Below are 4734 nucleotides of genomic sequence, written 5' to 3' on the forward strand. Positions count from 1 at the left end.
ATGCGGTATTCTACAAAATTCTGCAGCTGGATGAAACCGAGCGTTCCGCCCGGGCCTCCATGGACGCTCTCGAGTCCCAGAAGGAGACCACTCAACTTCAACTGGATGTCGGCCGGGTCGCACCGGTGGATCTGATGAAGATCGATGTCCGCCTGGCCGAGATCGAGCAGCGACTGTCGTCCATTCTGGCCGACCGTCGGGTGCTTGTCGTTGCGCTCTCACAGCTTATGGGTCTGGATGCCCCTCAGGGCGACCGGATGGCTGTCCGCGGCGAACTGAAAGTCGACCCGGCGGCCCTGCCCGATATGGATGCGGCAAGAAAGGCCGTGGAAATCCGGCGGCCCGAGCTGGTCGCCGCACGGCTGGATCTGGATCGGGCGGAAGCGGACATCAGCGCGGCGCGCTCGGCGTTTCTGCCCCGGGTGGACGGATTCGGAACCTACGGCCTGAGAAGTGCGCTTCCCTATGATGACGAGCATGAGGACGCATGGGCTGCCGGGCTTCAGGCCAGTCTGCCGCTGTTTCACGGCGGAGCCATCCGGGCAAAGGTTCGTCAGGCGGAAATTCGTAAACGGCAAGTCCAGGAGCGACTCCGGGCCGTGCGGCTTCAGGTCGAAACCGAGCTGGAGCAGGCCCTGGCGCGGATCGTCGACAGCCTGAAGCGAATGGACGTGAACCGGAAAAACGTGGCGCTCTCCAGCGAGACCTTTCGCATCGAACAGGCCAAGAACGAAGACGGCAAAAGCAGCATCAATGATCTGCTCGACGCCCAGGCCGCCATGCTTCTGGCCGAAGTAGCCCATTCCCAGTCGGTGATGGACCATCTTCTGGCCCGGGTTGAATGGCGTCGGGCTGCGGGAGATCCCCTGTGGCCGGTCGAAAAGGAATAAAGGATGAAACGCGTTTCAGGTCGTATCGCAGCGGTTCTTATCATTGTCGCCATTGTGGCGGGGCTGACGATGATTTTGCACAAAGCCAAAAGAGAGAAGGCGGCGGCGCCGGCCTGGCGGCCACGGCCCGCGCCCGTGGAAACCGCGGATGTCATCGAGGGAGAACTTTCCCGAACCTTGCGGTATCTGGCCCGACTGGAGGCCGTTGCCGCGGCGGAAATCGCGCCTGAGATCACTGCACGCATCGTCTCCATCAAGGTGAACGAGGGGGATCGGGTTGCCGCGGGCGATCTTCTGGCGCGGCTGGACGACCGGGACATCCGGGCGCAGATCTCTGCGGTTGAAGCCGGCATCAAGGCTGCGCAAGCACGGCTGGCCGGTGCTCGGGCCGGGGCTGACGCCGCCCGGAGCAACCTGGCCTATGCGAAGCGGGAATATGACCGGGACCGGCGTTTGTTCGAGAAAAAAGGCATCAGCGCCTCGGCTCTCGAAGACAGCCGGAACCGGGTGGACGAGGCCCGCGGGAAAAGCACCCAGGCGAATGAGGCCGTCCGGAGCGCCGAACAGGAAATCATCGGCCTCGAGGCCCGGCTTGCCGAAGCCCGGACGCGCCTCAGCTACACCGAAATCCGGGCCGCCGCCGCCGCCACTCTCCGGAAGCGCCATGTCGAGGTCGGTGACATGGCCATGCCGGGAAAACCCATTTTTGAGATGATAGATGTCTCTTCTTATCAGCTTGCCTTCGATCTGGTTCAGGAGGATCTGACATGGGTCCGCTCCGGGCAGGCGGTGCGGATCCACTGGCCTGCTCCGGTATCCGAAGCGGGGCGAAGCCAAACCGTGGCCCGGATCTTTCCCTCCCTGGAATCGGACCAGACCGTTCGTGCGGAGATCGATCTCTTCTGCCGATGTCCTGAACAACTGAAGGTGGGGACGCTGATTCCTCTGGAGGTGGTGGTGGAGCGCGACCGGGGCCTGATGGTGCCCCGAACCGCTCTGGTGCCGACACCCGTGGGCGGGCACCTCGTGTATGCGGTCCGGGACGGCCGCCTGAAACAGGTGTCGGTTCAGGTGGTGCTCCAGCATGGGGATCAGGCCCTTGTCGAGGGAGACTTGACTGCCGGAGAGTCCGTGGCCGTGGGTGAATATCTGCAATGGGTCCGGCGCTGCAACGGCATGGCGGTCTCCTCGTGAAGCCCCATCGCTTTGCGTTGAACAATCCCTGGCTCATGCTCGTCTGCGCCCTGCTGACGGCTGTGGTGGGGCTGAAGGCTTTTTTGACCCTGCCGGTGGAATATTTCCCGGACACCAGCCCGCCCCAGGTGGCGGTGGTCACGGTGGAGCCGGGCGCGGCCGCGGCCGACGTAAGCCGGCGCATCACCGAGGTCATCGAAAAAGAACTCTCCAGCCTCTCGGGCCTTAAAAAGATCTCTTCCACCTCCCGGGACGCGGTATCCTCGGTGACCGCTGAATTCTTCTATGAAAAGCCCATGGGCGAGGCCGTGGTGGATACCCAGAATGCCATTTCCCGCATCCGGGCAGACCTTCCCGACGACATTATGGAGCCGCGGATCTACCGGATCACCGATGCGACCCGCCCCATCCTGACGCTGGCCCTTTTCCCCCGCTCCGGAAGCCCCCTGGACCTGGCCCGGATTCGACTTCTGGCCGACAATGACATCAAGGATTTTCTGCTGGGTCTCCCGGGGGTGGCGGATGTGGACACCTTCGGGGGGAACCGGCTCCAGATCGATGTCCGGCTCGACAAGGACCGGCTCCGGGCATACGGATTGAACCCGGAACAGGTGGGTTCGGCCATCCGGGCGCAGAACATTACGGCCCCGGCCGGACTCGTGTACCGGCCCGACGGCGAACGCCTCGTCAAAACCCTCGGCGAATTCAAGGATCTGGCGGATATTGAGAATGTCGTGGTGGGACGGAAGCAAGAAGCCTATATCCGTCTGACGGACGTGGGGACCGTGGCACTGGGCATCCAGGACCCCCGCAGCCTTTACCACGGCAACGGCAGGGCCGCCGTCGCCGTCAACGTGCTGCGGGCCGAGGGGGGCGACACCATGGCCGCCATTGCTGCGGTCAAGGCGGCGCTTCCCGGGATGCAAGCCCAATGGCCGGACATTGATGTCGAGATCACCGACGACCAGGCGCCCCTCATCGACCGCAATACAACGGGCATGCGCCAGTCTCTGTTCATGGCCGTCGGCCTGACCGTAATGATTATTTTCGTTTTCCTGGCAAATCTGCGGGCCGCTTTTATCGCGCTCGTCAGCATTCCCCTGTCTTTTCTGTTCGGACTGGCGACTCTGGGATTTACCGGATACACCCTCAACATCGTAACCCTGTCCGGTCTGATCATCGCCACCGGCATGGTGGTCGATGCCACCGTGGTGGTACTGGAAAACATCCACCGACATCTCGATTCCTCAGAAGGCGGGGGGAATATCTCGGACCGGGTGGAAGGCGCCGTGGGCGAGATCCTGACGGCGATCGCCGCGGGAATGCTCACCACCGTGGCCATGCTGATTCCCATCATGTTTGCCGGCGGGTATGTGGAAAAGGTGCTCCGCCAGTTTACGATCACCCTCTCCCTGGCCCTGGTGGGTTCCCTGCTGTCGGCGGTGTTTGTCGTGCCGTTGATCGCACGGAGGCTGATCCGCCCCGACTGGAAGCCCAATCGGCTGGAACGCCTGGTGCAACCCTTTGACCGGCCGGTGGCCGCCTTGGCCGACGTCTATGTCCGGTTGCTGAAAACGGCGCTGAAATGGCGCGTCACGGCACTGGTCCTGGCCGTGGTCGCCCTGGTGCTGACCGTCAGGATCGTGGTTCCGCTGATCGGCCGGGAGTTGATGCCGCCCATGGATACCGGCATCGCCAAGGTTTTTTTTGAAATGCCGCCGGCGACCGCCATTGTGGAAATGGAAAACCGGCTTGTCGCCGTGGAAGCGATCCTTCGAAAGACCTCCTCGGTTCGCATGATTTCTTCTGTGGTGGGTTCCGAACCCGGGGAGATTTCCTTTGGCGGCGGCGGTCAGACCCTCCAGACCGCCCAGATCACCGTCACCCTCGACACCCGGGATCAGCGGGACGAGAGCATCTGGGAGATCGGGGACCACTGGCGTGCCGAGCTGGCGGGCATGCCGGGAATCCGCTCTTTGCAGGTTTATGAGTTCGGGGCCACGCCCATGTCCACCTCCCGGGCGCCCATCGACCTGGTCATCCACGGTCGGGATAGTCGGGTGCTGCAGGGCCTGGCCAGGGAGCTCGAAAAACGCCTCGAGGGCACCTCCGGGCTGGTGGACCTGACCCGCACCTGGTGGCCGGACAAACCGGAGGTCAACATCACCGTCGATGCCTGGATGGCCCGGCGCTACGGTATTACTCCGGCGGATGTGGCCCGGCAGATGCAGGCGGCTATCGACGGGATTCCGGCATCGGGGTTCCGTCTCAAAGGATTTCTGGATGTTCCCATCCGGGTTTCCCTGGACGAAGTGTGGGTGTCGGATTCGGCGCATCTGGCCGATATCGACATCGACACCCCAAACGGAAAAATCCCGCTGCGCGCCTTGGCATCGGTTTCCGACAACCAGGGCCAGACCATCATCACGCGGGAAAATCTGCAGAATACCCTGGATCTTACAGGATACAACCGGACCCGCCGGATTTCCCAGGTGCTGGAAGAGACCGCCGGGCGGCTGTCCGGCATGGACTGGCCCGGCGGCTACGGTTTGGTCGTGAGCGGCACGGCCGCGGAAATGAAGGACAGCATGGGCCGGATCCTGAAAGCCGTGGGCATCGGCCTGGTTTTCCTGGTGGTCCTGTTGGTGGG

3 protein-coding genes are annotated in these 4734 nt (G+C 63.1%); all 3 read left to right on the plus strand.

Features of this window, described 5'->3' with window-relative positions; genetic code table 11:
* Positions 1-890 (plus strand): TolC family protein (locus tag AB7S84_RS16580; RefSeq protein ID WP_428155856.1); only part of this gene is annotated, 890 nt, incomplete at its 5' end.
* Positions 891-893: 3 nt separating this feature from the next.
* On the plus strand, positions 894-2084 hold the full coding sequence (locus tag AB7S84_RS16585) for an efflux RND transporter periplasmic adaptor subunit (protein WP_428155858.1): 1191 nt from the start codon (positions 894-896) through the stop codon (positions 2082-2084).
* The coding region (locus AB7S84_RS16590; RefSeq protein WP_428155860.1) for an efflux RND transporter permease subunit at positions 2081-4734 on the plus strand (2654 nt) is incomplete at its 3' end. The genes AB7S84_RS16585 and AB7S84_RS16590, both read left to right, overlap by 4 nt.

The organism is Desulfococcus sp. (assembly GCF_050178255.1).
GTDB classification, from domain to species: domain Bacteria; phylum Desulfobacterota; class Desulfobacteria; order Desulfobacterales; family Desulfococcaceae; genus Desulfococcus; species Desulfococcus multivorans.

Excerpts from the sequence above, each read along its gene's own strand:
- AB7S84_RS16585 (WP_428155858.1), top strand. The coding sequence starts at position 894 with ATGAAACGCGTTTCAGGTCGTATCGCAGCGGTTCTTATCATTGTCGCC.